This is a genomic window from Acinetobacter sp. GSS19, from assembly GCF_028621895.1.
Lineage (GTDB): Bacteria > Pseudomonadota > Gammaproteobacteria > Pseudomonadales > Moraxellaceae > Acinetobacter.
Genome location: NZ_CP117520.1, coordinates 352383 through 373080 on the forward strand (window position 1 = coordinate 352383; position 20698 = coordinate 373080).

Below are 20698 nucleotides of genomic sequence, written 5' to 3' on the forward strand. Positions count from 1 at the left end.
GGGAAATAACGTGAATTTAAAAACTGTTTCCGGCTCTGCTGTTGAGTTGTCTGAAGTTGCTTTCGGACGTGAGTTTAATGAAGCGCTTGTACACCAAGTTGTAACTGCTTATCTAGCAGGTGGTCGTCAAGGTTCTAAAGCTCAGAAATCACGTGCTGACGTATCTGGCGGTGGTAAAAAACCATTCCGTCAAAAAGGTACTGGCCGTGCTCGTGCTGGTTCTATTCGTAGCCCAATCTGGGTTGGCGGTGGTAAAACTTTTGCTGCGCGTCCACAAGACTGGTCTCAAAAAGTTAACCGTAAAATGTACCGCGGTGCAATGCAATGTATCTTAGCTGAACTTGTTCGCCAAGATCGTCTTGTATTGGTTGAAGAGTTTGCTGTTGCAGCTCCAAAAACTAAAGACTTGCTTGCTAAACTGAACGACTTGAATGCAACTCGCGCATTGATCGTTACTGAAGCTGTAGATGAAAACTTGTATCTAGCAGCGCGTAACCTTCCACACGTTGATGTGGTTGATGCAACTGCAATCGATCCTGTGAGCTTGATCGCGTTCGATAAAGTTGTGATGTCTGTGGCTGCTGCTAAGAAAATTGAGGTAGAACTCGGATGAACAACGAACGTATCTATCAAATCCTCAAAGGACCAGTCTTCTCAGAAAAGGCACAAGTTTTAGGTGAAACTGCTGGTGTTCAAGTTTTTAAAGTTGCACTTGATGCAAACAAACTTGAAATCAAAAAAGCAGTTGAGCAATTGTTTGGTGTAGAAGTTGTTAAAGTTAACACGACTATCACTAAAGGTAAGACTAAGCGCTTTGGTAAAACATTAGGACGTCGTTCTGATGTTAAAAAAGCATACGTCACCCTGAAAGCTGGCCAAGATGTAGAGATGGCTGACTTGGGCGATACCGCTGAAAGCGCAGCGGAATAAGGACGAGAATTATGCCGATTCAAAAATGTAAGCCAACGTCTCCAGGACGTCGCTTTGTAGAGAAAGTCGTTCACGACCATCTTCACAAAGGCGCGCCTTACGCACCGTTGGTTGAAGCTAAAAAACGTACTGGTGGCCGTAATAATAATGGTCACATCACGACTCGCCACGTAGGTGGTGGTCATAAACAGCACTACCGTCTTGTTGACTTTAAACGTAACAAAGATGGCATTCCTGCTGTTGTAGAGCGTATCGAATACGATCCTAACCGTACTGCACACATTGCATTGTTGAAGTATGCTGACGGTGAACGTCGTTATATCATCGCACCTAAAGGCTTGCGTGCTGGCGATAAAGTACAATCTGGTAACGATGCTCCAATTCGTCCAGGTAACTGCTTGCCACTTCGTAACATGCCAATCGGTTCTACACTTCACAACATCGAACTTAAAATCGGTAAAGGTGCTCAGTTAGCACGTTCTGCTGGTACTTCAGTTCAATTGTTGGGTCGTGATGGTTCTTACGCGATCGTTCGTCTACGTTCTGGCGAAATGCGTAAAATCCATGTTGAATGCCGCGCTGTAATTGGTGAAGTTTCTAACCAAGAAAACAACCTGCGCTCACTAGGTAAAGCTGGTGCTGCACGCTGGCGTGGTGTTCGTCCTACCGTACGTGGTATGGCAATGAACCCGGTTGATCACCCGCACGGTGGTGGTGAAGGGCGTAACAAAGGTATTCAACCTGTAAGCCCATGGGGTCAAAAAGCTAAAGGGTACAAGACACGTACCAACAAGCGTACGACTAAGATGATTATTCGCGACCGTCGCGTCAAGTAAAGGAATCTGACTAATGCCTCGTTCTCTGAAAAAAGGTCCATTCGTCGATGCGCACTTGTTCGCTAAGGTTGAAGCGGCTGTTGCGGCTAATAACCGTAAGCCGATCAAGACTTGGTCTCGTCGTTCGATGATCCTTCCAGATTTTGTTGGTTTAACAATTTCTGTTCACAATGGTCGTAACCACGTTCCAGTAATCATTACTGAGCACATGGTTGGTCATAAACTCGGTGAATTCGCGCCAACTCGTACCTATCGTGGTCACGGTGTTGACAAGAAGTCTAAACGTTAATGGGTGCTATGATGGAAGTAACTGCTAAATTACGCGGTGCCGCTATCTCGGCACAAAAAGCTCGTTTGGTTGCAGATCTAATTCGTGGCAAATCTGTTGCTCACGCGCTTAACATCTTGAACTTCAGCAACAAAAAAGCTGCAGCTCTTGTTAAGAAAGCATTGGAATCTGCGATTGCAAACGCTGAACACAATAACAGTTTAGATGTTGACGACCTTAAAGTTTCTACGATTTACGTTGATGAAGGCATGAGCCTTAAACGTATTATGCCACGTGCTAAAGGCCGTGCAGATCGTATTACTAAGCGTACTTGTCACATCACCGTTAAGGTAGGGGTTTGATATGGGTCAGAAGGTTCATCCAATCGGTATCCGCCTAGGTGTTGTGAAACGTCATAACGCTAACTGGTATGCGAGTCCGAAACAATACGCTGAATACTTGCTTAAAGATCTTCAAGTTCGTGAGTTTTTAACTAAAAAACTTAAGAGCGCAATGGTCAGCAATATTCTTATCGAACGTCCAACAGGCGCTGCTAAAGTAACAATTAGCACTGCTCGTCCTGGTATCGTAATCGGTAAAAAAGGCGAAGATATTGAAAAATTACAACGTGAGCTCACCGCTATTATGGGTGTGCCTGCGCAAGTAAGCATCAACGAAATTGATCGCCCAGACTTAGATGCGCGTCTAGTTGCTGAAGCTATCGCTTCTCAATTGGAAAAACGTGTAATGTTCCGTCGTGCTATGAAGCGTGCGGTACAAAACACAATGCGTGCCGGTGCTAAGGGTATCAAAGTTGAAGTATCTGGTCGTTTAGGTGGTGCTGAAATTGCACGTACTGAATGGTATCGTGAAGGTCGTGTACCTTTGCATACGCTTCGTGCTGACATCGACTACGCAACTATGCGCGCTGAAACTACTTACGGTACGATTGGTGTTAAAGTTTGGATCTTCCGTGGCGAGATCTTGGGTGGCATGAAGCAAGTCATGAACCCAGCTCCAGCTGAAGAACGTCCAGCTAAACGCGGTCGCGGTCGTGGTGAAGGTCAAGAGCGTCGTGGTCGTCGCGCTGCAGACAAGGGAGAATAATCCATGTTGCAACCAAAACGTACCAAATTCCGTAAAGTGCATAAAGGCCGTAACACTGGTCTAGCACATCGTGGCAGTACAGTATCATTTGGTTCGATTGCTATTAAAGCGACTGAACGTGGTCGTATGACTGCGCGTCAGATCGAAGCTTGCCGTCGTACCATTAGCCGTCGTATTAAGCGTGGTGGTAAAATCTTTATCCGCGTATTCCCAGACAAACCAATTACCGAAAAGCCATTAGAAGTTCGTATGGGTAACGGTAAAGGTAATGTGGAGTACTGGGTTTGCGAGATCAAGCCAGGTAAGATCCTGTACGAAATTGAAGGTGTGAACGAAGAATTAGCAACTGAAGCGTTCAAGCTTGCTGCTGCTAAACTTCCGTTTAAAACCACAATCGTGACTCGGACGGTAATGTAATGAAAACTAAAGATCTACGTGAAAAATCGGTAGAAGAGTTGAAAGCTTTGCTTGATGAGCAACAGCTTAACCAATTCCGTCTTCGTATGGCGAAAGCAACTGGTCAATTGGGTAAATCGCACGAAGTGCAACTTACTCGCAAGACTATTGCGGTTATCAAGACACTCCTTACCGAAAAACAGGGGAACGGACAATGAGTGAAAAAACAGTCCGCACGTTAACCGGCAAAGTCGTAAGCGACAAAATGGACAAGTCTATTGTTGTGCTTATTGAACGCCGCGTTCAACACCCGTTGTATGGCAAATCAATCCGCCGTTCAACTAAACTACACGCTCATGATGAGAACAACGTTGCTAAACTTGGTGACCTTGTGACTATCAAAGAAAGCCGCCCAATTTCTAAAACTAAGTCATGGACATTAGTTGAAGTTGTTGAAGCAGCTGCTGAGTAATTAGACGTTCTTGTTGCATCATCGGACAATTTCGAGTACTCTTTGAGCCTTTCGAAATTGTGACCGGTGATGCTCGGTTTTGGAGTAGGGCAATGATTCAAACCGAAACGATGCTCGACGTAGCAGACAACAGTGGTGCTCGCCGCGTACAATGTATTAAAGTACTTGGTGGTTCACATCGTCGTTATGCTTCTGTTGGCGACATTATTAAAGTTACTGTAAAAGAAGCTATTCCACGCGCACGTGTTAAAAAAGGTGACGTGATGAATGCTGTAGTTGTACGTACAAAGTTCGGCATTCGTCGTCCAGATGGTTCAGTGATCCGTTTTGATGACAACGCTGCTGTGATTTTGAACAACAACAAAGCGCCGATTGCTACTCGTATTTTCGGACCAGTGACTCGTGAACTTCGTACTGAACAGTTCATGAAAATTATTTCACTGGCTCCTGAAGTTCTATAAGAGGCAATCATGGCTAAGATCAAAAAAGGCGATCAAGTAATTGTGATCGCAGGTAAAGAAAAAGGCAAACAGGGTACTGTTCTGTCTGTTTCTAATGACCGCGTTAAGGTTGAAGGCCTTAACTTGGTGAAGAAGCACCAGAAGCCAAATCGTGTAACCGGCGCTGAAGGCGGTGTTGTTACTCAGGAAGCTTCGCTTCACATCTCTAACGTGGCAATTTTTAATGCTACAACCCAAAAGGCTGACCGTGTTGGTTACCAAACGATTGATGGCGTGAAAACTCGCGTTTATAAATCAAATGGTGAATCAGTGGCGGCAGCGAAGTAATAGGTTGAAATAGGCAATGGCCAGACTTAAAGCGCGTTATAACGACGAACTTAAAGCTCAATTACAAGAACAATTGGGCATTAAGAATGTGATGGAAATTCCTCGCATCACTAAAATCACCATTAACATGGGTGTTGGTGCAGCTGCTGCTGACAAAAAACTCCTTGATGGTGCACTTTCTGATATGCAAGCAATTGCTGGTCAAAAACCAGTTCTTACATTAGCTCGTAAATCTATCGCGGGTTTCAAAATCCGTGATGGTTGGCCGATCGGCTGTAAAGTTACTTTACGTGGCGAGCGTATGTACGAATTCTTGGACCGTTTGATCTCTATCGCGATCCCTCGTATCCGTGACTTCCGTGGTTTCTCAGCGAAATCATTCGATGGTCGTGGTAACTACTCTATGGGTCTTAAAGAACAAATCGTTTTCCCTGAAATCGATTTCGATAAGATTGATCGTATTCGTGGTATGGATATTACCATCACTACGACTGCTCGCACCGATGACGAAGGCCGTGCGCTTATGCGTGCATTCGGCTTCCCGTTCAAATAAGAGGTCGATATGGCTAAGAAAGGTATGATTAATCGCGAATTGAAACGCGAAGCTACTGTTGCTAAATACGCTGCAAAACGTGCTGAATTAAAAGCAACGATTGCAAACGTAAATGCAAGCGACGAAGAACGTTTCGAAGCGATGATGAAGTTACAAGCATTACCTCGTAATGCGTCTCCAGTACGCCTTCGTAACCGTTGTGGTTTAACTGGTCGTCCTCATGGTTACTTCCGTAAGTTCGGTCTAAGCCGTAACAAATTACGTGACACAGTAATGCAAGGTGATGTACCGGGCGTTGTTAAGGCAAGCTGGTAAGGAGCGACTATAAATGAGTATGCAAGATACCGTTGCCGACATGCTAACACGTGTTCGTAACGCACAAATGGCGAAGAAACAAACTGTTTCTATGCCAAATTCTAAGTTGAAGGTTGCTATTGCAAACGTACTTCAACAAGAAGGTTACATTTCGAATGTAGAAGTTGCTGAAGCTGAAGGCAATAAAGCAACTTTGACCATTACGTTAAAATATTTCGAAGGCAAACCAGTTATCGAAACCGTTAAGCGCGTAAGCCGTCCAGGTCTTCGCCAATACCGCGGTAAAGATAATCTTCCAAGCGTTAAGCAAGGTTTGGGTATTGCAATTGTTTCTACAAGCAAAGGCATCATGACTGATCGCGCTGCACGTGCTGCGGGCGTCGGTGGTGAAGTTATTGCTTTTGTTTCATAATAGGTGATTCCTCATGTCTCGTGTGGCTAAAGCCCCAGTAACTGTACCTAACGGTGTAACAGTTACTCAGAACGGCCGGCAGGTCGAAGTGAAAGGCAGCAAAGGTACATTGTCTTTCAACCTGCATGCGCTGGTCGAGCTAAAACAGGAAGAAGGTAAACTTCAAGTTGCTCCAGTTAAAGAGTCGAAAGACGCTTGGATGCAAGCTGGTACTGCTCGCGCTGTGTTAAACAACCTTGTTAAAGGTGTTAACGAAGGCTTCGAACGTAAATTGCAATTGATCGGTGTTGGTTATAAAGCTGCGGTTAAAGGTAACGTTGTTAACCTTAACCTTGGTTACTCTCACCCAATCGATTATGCACTTCCTGAAGGCGTAACTGCAGAAACTCCAACTGCAACTGAAATCGTATTGAAATCTGCGAACAAACAGTTGTTAGGTCAAGTAGCTGCTGACATCCGTTCATATCGTGAGCCTGAGCCATATAAAGGTAAAGGTGTTCGTTATTCGGATGAAGTTGTCCTTCGTAAAGAAGCTAAGAAGAAATAAGGCGCGAGGTTCTTATGAACGAAAAGAAACAATCCCGTTTGCGTCGTGCGAAAAGCACACGCTTGCACATCCGTGCATTGGGTGCGACTCGTTTGTGTGTAAACCGCACTCCGCGTCACATCTATGCTCAAGTTATCTCAGCAGATGGTGGCAAAGTTTTAGCGCAAGCTTCTACTTTAGATGCATCTTTACGTAGTGGTACTACTGGTAATGTTGAAGCGGCAACTAAAGTTGGTGCTTTAATCGCGGAACGTGCTAAAGCAGCTGGTATTACTAAAGTTGCGTTTGACCGTTCTGGTTTCAAATATCATGGTCGTATCAAAGCCTTGGCTGATGCTGCTCGTGAAAACGGCTTGGAGTTCTAATCATGGCTAAAGTTGAACAAAACGAAGGTCTTGTTGAAAAGCTGGTTGCCGTTGATCGTGTAGCCAAAGTTGTTAAGGGTGGTCGTATCTTCTCTTTCACAGCATTAACGGTTGTGGGTGATGGTAATGGTCGTGTAGGTTTTGGTCGTGGTAAAGCGCGTGAAGTTCCAGCTGCTATTTCTAAAGCACTTGAAGCTGCTCGTCGCAACATGATCACGGTTGATCTTGCAGGTACTACTCTGCAACACCCTGTGAATGCTCGTCATGGTGCAAGCCGTGTATACATGCAACCTGCTTCAGAAGGTACTGGCGTAATCGCTGGTGGCGCAATGCGTGCCGTTCTTGAGGCTGCAGGTGTACAAAACGTACTTGCTAAATGTTATGGTTCTACTAACGCTGCGAACGTTGTTAACGCGACTTTTAAAGGTCTGCGTGACATGACTTCTCCTGAGAAAGTTGCTGCGAAACGTGGTCTTTCAGTAGAACAAATTCAAGGGTAATCAATCATGAAAACGATTAAAGTTACCCAGACTAAATCTGCTTCGCACCGCTTGAAAAATCACAAGCTTTGCCTTCAAGGTTTAGGTCTGCGTCGTATTGGTCATACTGTAGAAGTGCAAGATACACCTTCTAACCGCGGTATGATCAACCAAGTCTACTATATGGTTAGTGTAGAGGAATAAGCCATGACTCTGCGTTTAAATGAACTTGCGCCTGCAGAAGGTGCAAAACGTGAAAATCGTCGTCTAGGTCGTGGTATCGGTTCTGGCGTTGGTAAGACTGGTGGTCGTGGTATCAAAGGTCAAAAATCACGTAAAAGTGGTGGCGTTCGTCCGGGCTTTGAAGGTGGTCAAACTGCACTTTACCGTCGTTTGCCTAAATTCGGCTTCACTAGCCAAATCGCTTTGAAAACTGCTGAAGTACGTTTATCTGAGCTTAGCAAAGTGGAAGGCGACATCGTTAGCCTTGAAACTTTGAAAGCTGCGAATGTTGTTCGTAAAGACATGATTCGCGCTCGTATCGTGCTTTCTGGTGAAATCACTCGCGCATTCACTATCCAAGGTGTTGCGGTGACTGCAGGCGCTAAAGCAGCTGTTGAAGCTGCTGGCGGTAAAGTCGAGGAGTAATCACTAGTGTCTATGTCTCCTAGTTCTTCAGGTCATGTTCACATGATGAAAGGCCAGCCATTTCACGTGAAATATCGTGAAATTATTCGCCGAATGATGTTTCTCATCGGGGCGTTGTTGGTGTTTCGACTAGGAGCGCATATTCCAGTACCGGGCATTAATAATGCTGCACTTGAGAACCTCTTCAATGCAAACCAAGGTACGATCCTTGGTTTGTTTAATATGTTTTCAGGTGGCGCATTAGAGCGAATGTCTATTCTTGCGCTTGGGATCATGCCATACATCTCTGCTTCAATTATTGTGCAGCTGATGTCTACAGTGGTTCCACAGCTCGAAGCTTTGAAAAAAGAAGGCGAGCAAGGTAAACGTAAGATTAACCAATATACGCGACAAGGAACATTGTTGTTGGCACTGGTACAGTCCGTCGGGATGTGTGCAGGTCTGATCAGTCAGGGAATTACTTTGACGTCAGGCATGGCATTTTATATTCCTGCTGTGACTTCTTTAGTTGCTGGTACTATGTTCTTAATGTGGTTAGGAGAACAGATTACCGAACGTGGTGTCGGTAATGGGATCTCCATGATCATTTTTGCGGGTATTGTGGCTGGGTTGCCTAATTTGATTATGCAATCATTCACCTCAATCGAAAATGGCCAAGCAAGTTTGATTGGTCTGGCAGTTTTTGCACTGCTTTCATTAGGTGTGTTGGCCGCAATTGTGTTTATTGAAAAAGCACAGCGTCGTATCCCCGTGAACTACGCACAAAAACAGCAAGGTCGACGTGTATTTACCGCGCAGCAAAGCCATTTGCCATTGAAAATTAATATGGCGGGCGTGATTCCTGCAATTTTTGCCAGTTCATTGCTTTTGTTCCCTGCGAGCTTAGGTCAGTGGGTGGGTAGTGCAGATCCGAATGCGGGTATTATCAAGCGTAGTCTGCAAGATTTGGCTTTAGTTTTATCGCCTGGACAACCTTTGTATTTGGTGCTCTTTGGTGCGTTAATTATCTTTTTCTGTTACTTCTATACCGCGCTGGTTTTCAGTCCAAAAGAAGTTTCAGAGAACTTGAAACGCAGCGGAGCTTATGTGCCTGGTATTCGTCCAGGTGAGCAAACTGCTCGTTACTTAGATCATATTCTCAATCGTTTGACCTTTATTGGCGCGATTTACATTACAGTGATCTGTTTGATGCCGATGGTATTGCAAAGTTCATTTGGTATTCCATTCTCTTTGGGTGGTACCTCTTTGCTGATCGTTGTAGTTGTAGTGATGGACTTTATGGCTCAGCTTCAAGCACATCTCACCTCGCACCAGTACGATAACCAAACGTTAATGAGAAAAACGACTGCTCATCCGAAGGGATAAGCGCACTTAGAGGTTTCATCATGAAAGTACAAGCTTCTGTAAAGAAAATTTGTGGTAGCTGTAAAGTTATCCGTCGTAATGGGGTTATCCGCGTGATTTGTAGCGCAGAACCTCGTCATAAGCAGCGTCAAGGTTAATCTGATCAAGACCTGTTGATTTCAGTAGGCTAATTAGGTTAATATCCGCCCCTCAAGATTTTTTGTGGGGCGGTTGATTATCTACTGCCTTTTTGGAGAAAAGTGAATGGCTCGTATTGCCGGTGTAAACATTCCGGATAACAAGCATGCTGTTATCTCCCTCACGTACATCTTTGGTATTGGTCGCCACACTGCTAAGAATATCTTAGCTGCTGTTGGTATTGCTCCAACAACTAAGATCCGTGAATTGGATGATGCTCAGCTTGATGCGATTCGTGCAGAAGTTGCTAAGGTTCCGACCGAAGGTGACTTACGTCGCGAAATTTCCATGAACATTAAACGTTTAATGGATCTAGGCTGCTACCGCGGTCTTCGCCATCGTCGCAGCTTGCCTGTCCGTGGTCAACGCACCAAAACTAACGCACGTACCCGTAAAGGTCCGCGCAAACCGATTAAAAAGTAAGATTTCTGGAAGCTAAAAGATGGCTAAAGATACTCGCACACGCAAGAAGGTCACTCGTACCGTCTCTGAAGGTGTTGCACACATTCACGCGTCTTTTAATAACACCATTGTAACGATTACCGATCGTCAAGGTAATGCATTGGCTTGGGCCACCTCAGGTGGACAAGGCTTCCGTGGTTCACGTAAATCAACTCCGTTTGCTGCTCAGGTAGCTGCTGAAGTTGCTGGTAAAGCAGCTTTGGATTACGGTTTGAAAAACCTAGACGTCCTTGTGAAAGGTCCTGGTCCTGGTCGTGAGTCTGCGGTTCGTGCATTAGGCGCAGTGGGTTATAAGATTAACAGCATTACCGATGTGACACCAATTCCTCACAACGGTTGCCGTCCACCTAAAAAACGTCGCGTGTAAGGAGAAACATTCATGGCTCGTTATATTGGTCCAAAATGCAAACTCTCTCGCCGCGAAGGGACAGACCTGCAATTAAAATCTGGCGTTAAACCATTTGACGTTAAGACTAAAAAACATGCTAAAGCTCCTGGCCAACACGGTGGAGCTCGTGGCAGCAAACAATCTGAGTACTCACTACAATTACGTGAAAAACAAAAAGTACGTCGCATGTACGGTGTTTTAGAGCGTCAATTTAGTAACTACTATAAAGAAGCAGCTCGTGTTAAAGGCGCAACTGGCGAGAACTTGTTAAAGTTACTTGAAAGCCGTCTTGATAACGTCGTTTATCGCATGGGTTTTGGTTCTACACGTGCAGAAGCTCGTCAGCTCGTATCTCACCGTAGCGTTACTTTGAATGGTCGTCGTGTTAACATCGCGTCTATCCAAGTTAAAGCTGGTGATGTGATTGCAGTTCACGAAAGCGCTAAACAACAATTACGTATCAAAAACGCAATTGAGTTGGCTGCGCAACGTGGTATTCCTTCTTGGATGGAAGTTGACCATTCTAAATTAGAAGGTACCTTCAAAGCTGCTCCAGATCGTTCTGATTTACCTGCTGAAATCAACGAAAGCTTGATTGTAGAATTGTATTCTAAATAATCCTTGAGGTAGCAATAATGACGCGTACTGCAAACGAGTTTCTAACTCCGCAAGCGATCAAGGTCGAAGCGGTTAGCGGGACCTCGGCAAAAGTGATTCTAGAACCTTTAGAGCGTGGCTTTGGTCATACTCTAGGTAATGCTCTACGTCGTATTCTATTGTCATCTTTACCTGGCGCAGCTGTGGTTGAAGTTGAGATAGAAGGTGTCGAGCACGAGTACAGTACTTTAGAAGGCTTGCAGCAGGACATCGTCGAGCTCTTGCTGAACCTAAAAGGATTGTCTATTAAGCTGTTCGATCAAAACGAAGCTTACTTAACGTTGGAAAAACAGGGTCCTGGCGACGTAACTGCTGCTGACCTTCGTCTACCTCACAACGTTGAAGTGGTTAACCCAGAGCATTTGATCGGCACATTGAGTGCTTCAGGTTCATTGAAAATGCGCCTGAAAGTCTCTCAAGGTCGTGGTTATGAAACATCTGACTCACGTTTCCCAGAAGGCGAGACTCGCCCAGTGGGTCGTTTACAGTTGGATGCTTCTTATAGCCCAATCAAACGTGTATCTTACACCGTAGAAAACGCGCGTGTAGAACAACGTACTGACCTTGATAAGCTGGTCATTGATCTTGAAACCAACGGTACTGTTGATCCTGAAGAAGCAATCCGCAAAGCGGCAACAATCTTGCAACAACAAATTGCAATTTTTGTTGATCTTCAGAAAGACCAGGCACCTGTGGCTCAAGAACCTCGCGAAGAAGTTGACCCAATTTTGCTTCGTCCAGTAGATGATCTTGAGCTTACTGTTCGTTCTGCTAACTGTTTGAAAGCAGAAAATATTTACTACATTGGTGATCTTGTTCAACGTACTGAGGTTGAGTTGTTAAAAACTCCAAACCTAGGTAAGAAATCGTTGACTGAGATTAAAGATGTTTTGGCTTCGAAAGGCTTGCAACTCGGCATGCGTTTAGAAAACTGGCCACCAGCTAGTTTGCGCATGGACGACCGTTTCGCCTATCGTAGCCGTTAATTAAGTAGGACTATCACCATGCGTCATCGTAATAGTGGTGTGAAATTAGGCCGTACCAGCAGCCACCGTAAGGCGTTGTTCCAAAATTTAACCAATGCACTTGTTGAGCATGAGTTAATCAAAACAACTTTGCCTAAAGCGAAAGAACTTCGTCGCGTTGCTGAGCCTTTAATCACTTTAGCTAAAAACGATACAGTAGCAAACCGTCGTTTGGCGTTTGCTCGTACTCGTAATGCAGCAACTGTAGGTAAATTATTTACCGTGCTTGGCCCTCGTTACAAAGAGCGTAACGGCGGTTATCTACGTGTTCTTAAAGCGGGCTTCCGTGCAGGTGATGCTGCACCGATGGCTTACGTTGAGCTTGTAGATCGCGAGCTTAAATCTGCTGAATAATTTCACAGATTTAAAAAAACCGGCTTAATGGCCGGTTTTTTTTATGCTTTTTATTTTGTTTACTGTCCGTTCAGCTTTATCTGTATGACGAATAGGTGGTGTGGTTAAAATTATGTTTTAATCATTTTCTCTAGCATGAACCTTTAAAAGTATGATGAGCAAGCAGATTGATGTTCTAATTATCGGTGCGGGTATTTCGGGGATTGGCCTCGCTGCACATCTTGCTCAGCAATGTCCAAAACGACAATTTGCGATTCTCGAAGCACGGGAGAGCATCGGCGGTACTTGGGATTTATTCCGCTATCCCGGTATTCGTTCTGACTCGGATATGACGACTTTTGGCTATCGTTTTAAGCCGTGGCGCAAAGCAAGTGTGCTGGCTGATGCGGCTTCTATTCGAGGGTATCTGTCAGAAGTCGTTGATGAACAACATTTGCGCGAAAAAATCTATTTTGGCCATCGGGTGATCGCTGCGAATTACGATTCAGCAACCAAACAATGGTGGGTTGAAGTCATCAATGCACAACAGGAAAAACAAACCTGGATCGCCAATTTTATCTTTTCCTGTACCGGCTATTATGACTATGCACAGGGTTTTTTGCCTCACTATCCAAATCAAACTGCCTTTCAAGGTCAGTTGATTCACCCACAGCATTGGCCGGAGTCGCTAGATTATCAGGGTAAGAAGATTGTGGTGATTGGTAGCGGTGCCACTGCGATCACGTTACTTCCAGCCTTGGTGCAAGGTGGGGCTGGGCATGTAACCATGCTGCAACGTTCACCCACCTATATTGCTTCGATTTCTGCCTTGGATCAGATGTATCATAAATTGCGTAAATGGCTGCCAGAACAGACCGCTTATCAACTGATCCGTGGTCGTAATATTGTAACGCAGCGCTTGATCTACGCCTTGGCTCGTAAATATCCTCAGCTGGTCCGTACCTTTTTATTGCATGCGGTGAAAAAGCAGTTGCAGGGGAAAGTCGATATGAAGCATTTCACGCCACATTATTTTCCCTGGGAGCAGCGTCTCTGTGTGGTGCCTGATGGTGATCTCTTCCAGGTACTGAGAGATGGGCAGGCGAGTGTAGTTACCGATGAGATCGAACATTTCACCGAACATGGAATTCAGCTGAAATCTGGACAACATCTGGATGCGGATATTATTGTGTCTGCCACCGGCCTGCAAATTCAGGTCCTGGGTGGGATTCAGGCAACAGTGGATGGTAAACCCATTGATCCTGCTCAACACCTGCTTTATCAAGGAATGATGCTCAATAATGTACCGAACTTGGCCATGATGATTGGTTATATCAATGCATCGTGGACGCTTAAGGTCGATATTGTTGCAGATTATCTCTGCAGTTTATTAAATTATATGGATCAGCAAGGCTATGCCGAAGTCATGCCGGCTGGCCAGGCAGAGCAACTTCCTCAGAGTGTTATGGGAGGCTTAACTGCAGGGTATATCCAGCGTGCTACTCACTTAATGCCAAAGCAGGGGGCAACATCTCCTTGGAAAATGACCAATAATTATCTGGCAGACCGTAAAGCATTAAAACATGCAAGTTTTGAGGATGGTATTCTAACTTTCCGTAGCTGATTGTTCAGCTGTTTACCATTCCTATCGCCAGATGCTATCGCTGAAATGATGCATGAAATGCTGTTGAGTTGGGTTAAACTAGACACCTTATCAAACGTTGGGGATAAACATGTCAGAAGAAATGAGCTTGGAAGAGCGTAAAGTGATTTATCGTGCACGTCGTGGTTTGAAAGAAATCGATGTGTATTTTGATCCTTATGTGAAACAGTATTATTTGCAAGCTGATCCTGCTGAAAAAGCCTTATTTGCTGAATTGGTTGCTCAAGAGGATCCGGATTTGCTGGACTGGTTTATGGAAGTCACCGAACCACCACGCCCAGAGCTTAAAACGTTTATCGCGAAGCTTAAAAATTACATTCATGGCTAAGCCACGTGCTTTTCAATTGAAACGCAGCCGTATCGCGCTTGCGTTTCAGTGTTTGATATTCATGATCTTGCTTGCACTGCTATATGCTGTTGTCAATCCAGTCCTTTGGTTGATCTGTGCCGTGTTAGGCTTGATGAGTTATCTACTGTTTCGTAAACGGGCAGATTTGTTGCGTTTAGAGCATCTTGATGCGGATGATTGGTCTGTACTGTATCGCCAATCCTCACAGGTATTGCAGCTACAATTGCATCAAGTTATTGATCATCAACTGTATATCGTGCTGTACTTTCAAGGGAGTAAAATCCCGCCTATCGTGATCTGGTGTGATCAATTGACAGTTCCACAATGGAAATCTTTAAAACAGTTAGCGCTGCTCAATCATTAGCGAGTAAAGTCAAATTTCTTTCTAAAGTAGTTAGGCTTTTATTGGGTTATCCTAAAAAGATAAGTTTATTATCGTATTGTGGATAACATGTGATTTATCCACATCTAACACTACAGTTATCCGCAATTTAAAAAATTTTAATGCCATTATGGGCTTGTAGACCATAACGAAGCAGAGTGGCCGCCAAAGATTGAGCAAGCCGCACGACAATGAAATAAATTTTAAAAAGACGCCTCATGAACTTTCGGGCGAGGTCAACAATTTATTCGCCCGAGAGGTAACATCAATTTAAGTTATTTCTGAGCCAATTGCGCTTCTAGCAGCTTGATCTGTTCTTCTTTAAGTTTGATTAAGTCATCGGCATCTTTGTGTTGCTGTTGCAGGCTATTTTCTTGCTCTTTCAGCTGTTGCTGCACATCTTCCAGTTTGGCGATTTCATCTTTGGCCAGGGTCTCATTTTCAGCAACGGGCGCTTTTAACAGACTGTCATCGACGAGCGTGGTAGCAGGCTCAGAAGCAGCAGCTGCAACCTGTGCTTGGACTTCAGCTGGTTTTACTTGTGGCTTAGTCATCGGTTGACCGATCACGGCTTCGGTATTGGCGGCAGATGGATCTTCTGCCAAGAACTGGGCATAGGCCACATAGGCACCCACCAGAATAACGATCGTACCAATAATTCCCCATAATAAGGTGGAGGTGTTTTTTTGCTCTAATGTCATGAATCGAACCTTTATTCGGAACGACGAGGCTTGAACTGTATAACCCCAATTTCATCGGGTTCAGCAGGAATTTCCGGCTGTTCCACATGGGTTGGCCGGTTCTCGCTGTAACCACATTCTATACATTCAATCCACTCGTCATCAGCAGAGGTCAGCATGACAACACGGTCCAAAGCTTCACATTTTGGACACTTCACACCTGCAATAAAACGACGTTTAATATTCATCATTCTAACCATCTGCTGATCAAATTAGGCGCCTAGTTTAAGCCGTTTTGGGGCGGTTCGTCCAACCTTGATGACGTAACAATGCATCTATTTTTGGCTCCCTTCCGCGGAAACTGATAAATGCGTCAAGCGCTTTTTCTTTTCCGCCAACTGCTAGGATTTTCTTACGAAACTCATGTCCAGTCTCGGTATTAAAAATCCCTTCATTTTCGAAACGGTCAAAGGCATCACTGGCCAGAACTTCAGCCCATTTGTAAGAGTAATAGCCTGCTGCATAGCCGCCGGCAAAGATGTGGGTAAAGCTGTGCTGAAAGCGGTTATAGGCCGTCGTAGGTGCAACTGCATATTTGGCACGAATGGCATTGAGTGTGCTTTGAATTTGTTCGGTTGTTAATGCAGGGGTTTGGCAGTGAATTTCCAGGTCAAACAGGGCAAACTCAAGCTGGCGTAAGGTCTGCATTCCGGATTGAAAGAAGCGCGCAGCGAGCAGAGCTTCAAGCAGCTCATGAGGCAAGCTTTCTTTGCTTTTGATATGTTCGCTGAGTAAGTCCAGACTATGCTGATCCCAAGTCCAGAATTCCATAAACTGGCTTGGCAATTCAACCGCATCCCAGGCTACCCCGTGCGTACCGGCAACCGCAATATTGTCGACTTCGGTTAATAAATGATGCAAGCCATGACCAAATTCATGGAACAGGGTATTCACTTCATCGTGGGTTAATAGCGCTGGCTGATCACCGACCGGTGGGGTAAAGTTGCAGACCATGTAGCAGATTGGTTTTTGCAGACCTTGAGCAGTTTGCATGCGTGAACGGAAGCCACTCATCCAGGCACCACCACGTTTGCCACTCCGTGCATATAGGTCAAAATAAAATCCGCCCAGCACTTGGCCCTGATCTTCCAGCTCGAAATAGCGGGCGTCTGGATGCCAGACTGGCGCTGCACGCTCAACAATCTGTACACCATAAAGGCGGTTCACAATCTGGAACAGACCTTGCAAAATTCTTGGTACAGGAAAATAAGGTTTCAGGGCTTCTTGCGAAAGATTAAAACGCTGCTGCTTTAATTTCTCCGAATAATAGGTGGTATCCCAAGGTTGGAGTGTTTCGATACCATCACTTTGAGCCATGGCCTTGAGCTCAGCAATCTCAGCCAGTGCTGGTGTCAAGGCATGTTCTGCCAGTTCAACCAGGAACTGTTGCACTGCTTGCACATTCGGCGCCATTTTACTGGCCAGAGAATATTCAGCATAATTGTTGAAACCCAATAACTGTGCCATTTCCTGACGCAGTGCCAAAACTTCTTGCATGATGGCGCTGTTGTCAAATTCTGTATGCTCAGATTGATCTGATGCACGGGTCGTATAGGCTAGATAGAGTTCTTCACGCAGACTGCGGTCATCCGCATAGGTCATAATTGCCAGATAAGATGGAATATCAAGGGTCGCGACCGCCTGATCGAGTTCATGCTGTGCACCATACTGTTTCAGTAATTCAATACTTGATACTGGTAAACCCTGCAGTTGTTGTTCAGTCAAAGGCTTATGATAGGCTTGGGTCGCGTCTAGCACATGATTGGAAAAATCAGAGGAGAGTTGTGACAGGCGTGCAGAAATTTCTGCATAACGTTTTTTGGCTGTACCCTCGAGCGCTACGCCTGAAAGTTTGAAATCTCGCAGAGCCAGTTTGACGGCACTTTGCTGGGCTGCGCTTAATTCACTAAATTCGCTACGGTCGTGCACCTGCTGATAGGTTTGATAGAGAACGGTATGTTGACCCAGTTGTGTGTAATAGTCACTTAAAGCTGGAAGCAGAAACTGGTAGGTGTCACGAGTTTCCGTGTTATTCATCACGGCATTCAAATGCGATAGGATGCCCCAAGATTCATTGAGCTGGTTCTCTAAACCGTCAATATCCGCTAAGACCTCACGCTGCGCCGAAAATTGCTGAGGTACCTGTTGTAAGCCCTTGAGAAAATTCAGGCCATGCTGTAAATGCTGTTCGATCTGTTGTTTCAGTTCAGTAAGCTGAATCTGCTCAAACTGTGGAACAGGTAATGTTGCGTGTTCTAAAGTCATATGGATGCTACAAATGGTCTTCTTGCCCTTAGATGTAAGTCTTGTCGTTACTGAAATCAAGCGTTGAAGTGATTTTATTTGTGCGGAACAAGCTTCAGTGAGAGTGTGGGGCCTGGGAAAAATGGGAGCCAAAGCTCCCATTTTGTTTTACTTAAGCGAATTTACTCAGTGCGAGGTTTAGCATTGGATTTTTTCTTTTTGACTTTGTCTTTTTTCTTGGCTTTCTCTTTGCTTTTCACATCTGCTTTAGCCATCGATTTTTTACCCGGCTTTTTGGTGTAAGCGCTTGGTTTGCTCTTGGGCTTTTTCTTACGTTCAGGTGTATCGCGCTCTTCCGTTGTGGGCGTCCGCTTGTCGGCATAGACTTGTTCATCGATTGCCGGTTTTGCAACACGTGGGGCACGACTGCGAATAATCCGGCCAGCATGGGTCAGTTGTTTGACCAAGGCAAAATCAATTTTGCGTTCTTCCAGATTGACGCCTGCCACTTTAATCAGGACTTCATCCCCGAGGCTAAAACTCTGTCCTCGGTTTTGTCCAACCAGACTTTGGCTGGCTTGATCATACACAAAGAAGTCATCCCCGAGCTGGCTGACGTGAATCATGCCGTCGATATAAAAATTCTTTAATGTCACAAATAGACCAAACTCAGTCACTGCACTGACCACACCAATAAAGTCTTCACCCAGATGCTGCTGCATATAGTGGCACTTCAACCACATGGTCACGCTACGTGAAGCTTCATCGGCACGGCGTTCGGTTTGTGAGAAATGTTCTCCGGCATCATCTAGCGCAGCACCAGAAAGCGGATATGTTTTTTGTTGCAGTTGCGCTTTGATGGCACGGTGTAACAGTAAATCCGGATAACGGCGAATCGGTGAGGTGAAATGTGTATAGGCTTCATAAGCCAAGCCGTAGTGACCGGAATTTTTGGCGCCGTAATAGGCCTGCATCATGGAACGCAATAACACCGCATGAATACTTGGTGCATCAATACGATCTTTGGTTGCATCAATCACGGCTTGATAGTCCGCTTGTGTTGGCTGTTCAGGGAAATTCAGTCCCAGCAGTTTGACAAAATCGCGGACTTTCTGGATACGAGAAAATTCTGGTGGCTCATGCACCCGGTACAAGATCGGGATCTCATTTTTCAGCGCATAGTCTGCTGCTGCCACGTTGGCCAGTAACATACATTCTTCGATCAGCTTGTGCGCATCATTACGGCTACGCGGCAAGATTTCATCAATCCCGCCGAGCTGGTCAAAGGTCATGTAGGTTTCAATGGTTTCAAATTCCAATGCATGACGTTGGCTACGCAAAGTAGTGAGCACCTGATAGAGCTGGAAGAGTGTATTCAGTGATTTCTGTACTGCACGATCAGCGGGAATGACCTCACTGTCACCTTGGAAATATTTGGCGACCTGATTGTAGGTGAGGCGTGCCTTGGAGTGCATGACGGCCGGATAAAACTCATAATCGGTGACCCGGCCAGCACGTGACACTTTCAGGTCACACACCATGCACAAGCGATCAACATGGGGATTGAGCGAACACAGCCCATTGGATAAGGCTTCAGGTAACATCGGTAACACGAAGTGTGGGAAGTAGACGGATGTGCCACGTTCCACTGCCTCCTGATCAAGTGCTGAATCCAGTTTGACATAATGGCTCACATCGGCAATCGCAACAACGACTCGGTAGCCACCACCCGGACGTTTTTCTGCATACACGGCATCATCAAAGTCACGGGCATCTTCACCATCAATGGTTACCAAGGCCAGATCGCGTAAATCAACACGACCTTCACGGTCTTTCTCGCCCGGTTCTTTGTAGCTGGCGGCTTGTTTGAGAACGTCTTCTGGGAACTCATACGGCAGACCAAATTCCAGAATGGTCTGTGGGATAATGATTTCGGTATCCGATTTATCTGCCATCGATTGCACAATATGGCCGGTCGCGAGTTCTTCACGGGTTGGGTAGTCATCAATCGCGACGCGGATGGAATCTCCCAGTTTGATCTGCGCATGTTCGATCAATTCTTTTTCGAGCGTGATCGGTTGATGAGCATTTGGCATGCTCGGCTGGACAAAGTATTCATTGTCATAGCAGCTGACTTTGCCAATAATCTGTTTGACCCGACGCTGGGTCACTTCGCTAATAAAGCCCCAAGGCTTGCCTTTACGGTCTACCGAGGTCTGGCGTACTTTAACGCGGTCACCATTAAACACTAAACGCAGTTCGCGTTCGGGAAGTAACAAGTCGTCTTGGCCATCGACCTGGGCAATGCCGAGACCCTTACTGTTGATATAAACAGTTGCATCATGGGTCGGTTGATCAGTGGCCAACTGAAACTTGAAACCATCTTTCATGAGTTGGCCATCACGCACCATTGCACTCAGGCGATGATTTAGCGCTTCAATGCTCTGCTGATCCTGGATTGCAAAATGCTCGACCAGATCTGCATGTGATTGCGGGGATTGTAATTGTTCAATCGTATCAGTAATCAGTGTGCGGCTTGGAATAGGATTGTCGTAGCGTTCGGCTTCGGCTTTTGCTTCAGGATCGACCCAGTTTTTCATAATATCTTTTGGCTTTACGTCAGAACATAGCTTTAAGCATAAGTCATGCTGAGTAAGACTGCACGTCATTGCGTACAATATTCTTGTTTATACGGTGTTTTCCATCCGATTTTTTCTTGGAGATCCTGCTGTATCCCGGATAAACCGGTAATTCAAACCGCTTTTTGGGGTAAATTGCTTAAAAAGTATTTAATTGA

Annotated in this window: 33 protein-coding genes; 29 read left to right on the top strand and 4 right to left on the bottom strand. The window is 45.3% G+C overall.

The features are described 5' to 3' along the window. Window positions 1-10 precede the first annotated feature (10 nt). The 29 genes from rplD to PGW99_RS01860 all read left to right on the top strand — a co-directional run bounded on the left by rplD (window position 11) and on the right by PGW99_RS01860 (window position 14899). Entirely contained in the window at window positions 11-613 is a 603-nt protein-coding gene (rplD, locus tag PGW99_RS01720) for a 50S ribosomal protein L4 (RefSeq protein ID WP_273778388.1), read from the top strand. Then, entirely contained in the window at window positions 610-930 is a 321-nt protein-coding gene (gene rplW, locus PGW99_RS01725) for a 50S ribosomal protein L23 (RefSeq protein ID WP_273778389.1), read from the top strand. Before rplD ends, rplW begins: the two co-directional genes overlap by 4 nt. 11 nt (window positions 931-941) lie before the next feature. Next, on the top strand, window positions 942-1766 hold the full coding sequence (gene rplB, locus PGW99_RS01730) for a 50S ribosomal protein L2 (RefSeq protein WP_273778390.1): 825 nt from the start codon (window positions 942-944) through the stop codon (window positions 1764-1766). A gap of 13 nt (window positions 1767-1779) precedes the next feature. Beyond that, window positions 1780-2055 (top strand): 30S ribosomal protein S19, encoded by a 276-nt coding sequence (gene rpsS, locus PGW99_RS01735; RefSeq protein ID WP_004985338.1) that lies wholly within the window; start codon window positions 1780-1782, stop codon window positions 2053-2055. An 11-nt stretch (window positions 2056-2066) separates the two neighbouring features. Then, window positions 2067-2396 (top strand): 50S ribosomal protein L22, encoded by a 330-nt coding sequence (gene rplV, locus PGW99_RS01740; protein ID WP_130172996.1) that lies wholly within the window; start codon window positions 2067-2069, stop codon window positions 2394-2396. A gap of 1 nt (window position 2397) precedes the next feature. Further along, window positions 2398-3141, top strand: coding sequence for a 30S ribosomal protein S3 (rpsC, locus tag PGW99_RS01745; protein ID WP_442784388.1), 744 nt, complete (start codon window positions 2398-2400; stop codon window positions 3139-3141). A 3-nt stretch (window positions 3142-3144) separates the two neighbouring features. Further along, the gene (gene rplP / locus PGW99_RS01750; RefSeq protein ID WP_273778391.1) at window positions 3145-3558 is read left to right on the top strand and encodes a 50S ribosomal protein L16; all 414 of its coding nucleotides are present in this window, start codon (window positions 3145-3147) and stop codon (window positions 3556-3558) included. Further along, complete coding sequence (rpmC, locus tag PGW99_RS01755; protein ID WP_273778392.1) at window positions 3558-3755, top strand: 50S ribosomal protein L29; 198 nt, start codon at window positions 3558-3560, stop codon at window positions 3753-3755. Before rplP ends, rpmC begins: the two co-directional genes overlap by 1 nt. After that, window positions 3752-4009, top strand: a complete 258-nt coding sequence (gene rpsQ, locus PGW99_RS01760; RefSeq protein ID WP_273778393.1) for a 30S ribosomal protein S17 — start codon at window positions 3752-3754, stop codon at window positions 4007-4009. The genes rpmC and rpsQ overlap by 4 nt, the downstream gene beginning before the upstream one ends. A 92-nt stretch (window positions 4010-4101) precedes the next feature. After that, the gene (gene rplN, locus PGW99_RS01765) at window positions 4102-4470 is read left to right on the top strand and encodes a 50S ribosomal protein L14 (protein ID WP_001982634.1); all 369 of its coding nucleotides are present in this window, start codon (window positions 4102-4104) and stop codon (window positions 4468-4470) included. A gap of 9 nt (window positions 4471-4479) precedes the next feature. Then, the gene (rplX, locus tag PGW99_RS01770; protein ID WP_273778394.1) at window positions 4480-4797 is read left to right on the top strand and encodes a 50S ribosomal protein L24; all 318 of its coding nucleotides are present in this window, start codon (window positions 4480-4482) and stop codon (window positions 4795-4797) included. 16 nt (window positions 4798-4813) lie between these two features. Continuing rightward, window positions 4814-5350, top strand: coding sequence for a 50S ribosomal protein L5 (rplE, locus tag PGW99_RS01775; protein ID WP_273778395.1), 537 nt, complete (start codon window positions 4814-4816; stop codon window positions 5348-5350). A 9-nt stretch (window positions 5351-5359) separates the two neighbouring features. After that, a complete protein-coding gene (gene rpsN, locus PGW99_RS01780; protein ID WP_004825185.1) occupies window positions 5360-5665 on the top strand; it encodes a 30S ribosomal protein S14 in 306 nt (101 codons plus the stop codon). A 13-nt stretch (window positions 5666-5678) separates the two neighbouring features. Next, the gene (gene rpsH, locus PGW99_RS01785) at window positions 5679-6077 is read left to right on the top strand and encodes a 30S ribosomal protein S8 (RefSeq protein WP_273778396.1); all 399 of its coding nucleotides are present in this window, start codon (window positions 5679-5681) and stop codon (window positions 6075-6077) included. Between the two features lie 13 nt (window positions 6078-6090). Further along, entirely contained in the window at window positions 6091-6624 is a 534-nt protein-coding gene (gene rplF, locus PGW99_RS01790; protein ID WP_273778397.1) for a 50S ribosomal protein L6, read from the top strand. Window positions 6625-6638: 14 nt separating this feature from the next. Then, window positions 6639-6989, top strand: a complete 351-nt coding sequence (gene rplR, locus PGW99_RS01795) for a 50S ribosomal protein L18 (RefSeq protein ID WP_273778398.1) — start codon at window positions 6639-6641, stop codon at window positions 6987-6989. 2 nt (window positions 6990-6991) lie between these two features. After that, the gene (rpsE, locus tag PGW99_RS01800) at window positions 6992-7489 is read left to right on the top strand and encodes a 30S ribosomal protein S5 (protein ID WP_273778400.1); all 498 of its coding nucleotides are present in this window, start codon (window positions 6992-6994) and stop codon (window positions 7487-7489) included. Window positions 7490-7495: 6 nt separating this feature from the next. Continuing rightward, a complete protein-coding gene (gene rpmD, locus PGW99_RS01805; RefSeq protein ID WP_273778402.1) occupies window positions 7496-7672 on the top strand; it encodes a 50S ribosomal protein L30 in 177 nt (58 codons plus the stop codon). Between the two features lie 3 nt (window positions 7673-7675). After that, on the top strand, window positions 7676-8116 hold the full coding sequence (gene rplO / locus PGW99_RS01810) for a 50S ribosomal protein L15 (RefSeq protein ID WP_273778403.1): 441 nt from the start codon (window positions 7676-7678) through the stop codon (window positions 8114-8116). 45 nt (window positions 8117-8161) lie between these two features. Continuing rightward, window positions 8162-9481, top strand: a complete 1320-nt coding sequence (secY, locus tag PGW99_RS01815) for a preprotein translocase subunit SecY (protein WP_273779393.1) — start codon at window positions 8162-8164, stop codon at window positions 9479-9481. A 20-nt stretch (window positions 9482-9501) separates the two neighbouring features. Beyond that, on the top strand, window positions 9502-9618 hold the full coding sequence (gene rpmJ, locus PGW99_RS01820) for a 50S ribosomal protein L36 (protein ID WP_000867907.1): 117 nt from the start codon (window positions 9502-9504) through the stop codon (window positions 9616-9618). A gap of 106 nt (window positions 9619-9724) precedes the next feature. Beyond that, window positions 9725-10081, top strand: a complete 357-nt coding sequence (gene rpsM, locus PGW99_RS01825) for a 30S ribosomal protein S13 (protein WP_273778404.1) — start codon at window positions 9725-9727, stop codon at window positions 10079-10081. 19 nt (window positions 10082-10100) lie between these two features. Beyond that, window positions 10101-10487, top strand: a complete 387-nt coding sequence (gene rpsK / locus PGW99_RS01830) for a 30S ribosomal protein S11 (protein ID WP_001040166.1) — start codon at window positions 10101-10103, stop codon at window positions 10485-10487. Between the two features lie 12 nt (window positions 10488-10499). Next, entirely contained in the window at window positions 10500-11126 is a 627-nt protein-coding gene (rpsD, locus tag PGW99_RS01835; RefSeq protein ID WP_273778405.1) for a 30S ribosomal protein S4, read from the top strand. Between the two features lie 17 nt (window positions 11127-11143). Continuing rightward, window positions 11144-12151: a DNA-directed RNA polymerase subunit alpha gene (locus PGW99_RS01840; RefSeq protein ID WP_004691292.1), complete on the top strand. Its 1008-nt coding sequence runs from the start codon at window positions 11144-11146 to the stop codon at window positions 12149-12151. 18 nt (window positions 12152-12169) lie between these two features. Beyond that, window positions 12170-12544 carry a 50S ribosomal protein L17 gene (gene rplQ / locus PGW99_RS01845; RefSeq protein ID WP_273778406.1) on the top strand — a complete coding sequence of 125 codons (375 nt, stop codon included), beginning with the start codon at window positions 12170-12172 and terminating at the stop codon, window positions 12542-12544. Between the two features lie 154 nt (window positions 12545-12698). Then, window positions 12699-14147, top strand: coding sequence for a flavin-containing monooxygenase (locus PGW99_RS01850; RefSeq protein WP_273779395.1), 1449 nt, complete (start codon window positions 12699-12701; stop codon window positions 14145-14147). Window positions 14148-14256: 109 nt separating this feature from the next. After that, entirely contained in the window at window positions 14257-14514 is a 258-nt protein-coding gene (locus tag PGW99_RS01855) for an FAD assembly factor SdhE (RefSeq protein ID WP_273778407.1), read from the top strand. Next, window positions 14507-14899 carry a hypothetical protein gene (locus PGW99_RS01860; protein WP_273778408.1) on the top strand — a complete coding sequence of 131 codons (393 nt, stop codon included), beginning with the start codon at window positions 14507-14509 and terminating at the stop codon, window positions 14897-14899. The genes PGW99_RS01855 and PGW99_RS01860 overlap by 8 nt, the downstream gene beginning before the upstream one ends. A 293-nt stretch (window positions 14900-15192) precedes the next feature. On the opposite strand, the gene PGW99_RS01865 is transcribed toward PGW99_RS01860, so the two are convergent. The 4 genes from PGW99_RS01865 to rnr all read right to left on the bottom strand — a co-directional run bounded on the left by PGW99_RS01865 (window position 15193) and on the right by rnr (window position 20504). Continuing rightward, entirely contained in the window at window positions 15193-15618 is a 426-nt protein-coding gene (locus PGW99_RS01865; protein WP_273778409.1) for a hypothetical protein, read from the bottom strand. Between the two features lie 11 nt (window positions 15619-15629). Continuing rightward, on the bottom strand, window positions 15630-15839 hold the full coding sequence (locus tag PGW99_RS01870) for a YheV family putative zinc ribbon protein (protein WP_273779396.1): 210 nt from the start codon (window positions 15837-15839) through the stop codon (window positions 15630-15632). 43 nt (window positions 15840-15882) lie between these two features. Then, window positions 15883-17922 (bottom strand): M3 family metallopeptidase, encoded by a 2040-nt coding sequence (locus PGW99_RS01875; RefSeq protein ID WP_443098203.1) that lies wholly within the window; start codon window positions 17920-17922, stop codon window positions 15883-15885. Window positions 17923-18083: 161 nt separating this feature from the next. Continuing rightward, complete coding sequence (rnr, locus tag PGW99_RS01880; RefSeq protein ID WP_273779398.1) at window positions 18084-20504, bottom strand: ribonuclease R; 2421 nt, start codon at window positions 20502-20504, stop codon at window positions 18084-18086. Window positions 20505-20698 lie beyond the last annotated feature (194 nt).